The following is a 647-nucleotide window of genomic DNA, read 5'->3' as shown; positions in this document are numbered from 1 at the left end:
GCCAACGGCTTCAACCTCAACAAGAAAAAACGCGACCGGCGCCGGCAAATCCTGTTCATCGACGCGCGCCAGATGGGCTACATGAAGGACCGCGTATTGCGCGACTTCACCCAGGCCGACATCCAGAAGGTGGCCGATACCTTTCACGCCTGGCAGCAGGGCATGGGCTATGAAGACGTGAAGGGCTTCTGCTGTTCAGCCAGCCTGGAGGACGTGCGTAAGCACGACCATGTGCTGACTCCTGGGCGGTATGTGGGCGCTGAAGACCAGGCCGATGACGGCGAAGTGTTTGCCGACAAGATGGCACGGCTGACGGCGCAGTTGGCGGAGCAGTTTGCGGAGAGTGCCTCGCTGGAAGTCGAGATCAAGAAGAACTTGGCGGGGTTGGGGTATGTCGTCTAACGCTGTAAGAATGTGCCTAGCGGATCTCCTGGAGCTGGTCATTGATCATCGAGGCAAGACCCCTAACAAGATGGGCTTCGATGACTTCTCAACTAGCGGTGTTCCCGTGCTCTCCGCGAAGCACGTCAAGACCGAAGGCTTGGTGGACGTTGGCTCAATGAGATTCGCGTCGCCTGAGCTGTACAAGAAGTGGATGAAGGTCGAGCTTCAGGAAGGGGACATTGTTCTAACTTCAGAAGCGCCCA

At 57.5% G+C, this 647-nt stretch carries 2 protein-coding genes; both read left to right on the top strand.

The window, feature by feature from the left end; all coding sequences use genetic code 11:
- Positions 1 to 402 (top strand): N-6 DNA methylase (locus L6Q67_RS23940; protein WP_296576139.1); only part of this gene is annotated, 402 nt, incomplete at its 5' end.
- Positions 392 to 647: hypothetical protein (locus tag L6Q67_RS23935; protein WP_296576136.1), on the top strand; the 256-nt coding region annotated here is incomplete at its 3' end. The genes L6Q67_RS23940 and L6Q67_RS23935, both read left to right, overlap by 11 nt.

The organism is Zoogloea sp., from assembly GCF_023150065.1.
Classification (GTDB): Bacteria; Pseudomonadota; Gammaproteobacteria; order Burkholderiales; family Rhodocyclaceae; genus Zoogloea.
Note: the sequence above shows the minus strand (reverse complement) of the source record. Positions and strands in the feature narration are given on the sequence as shown.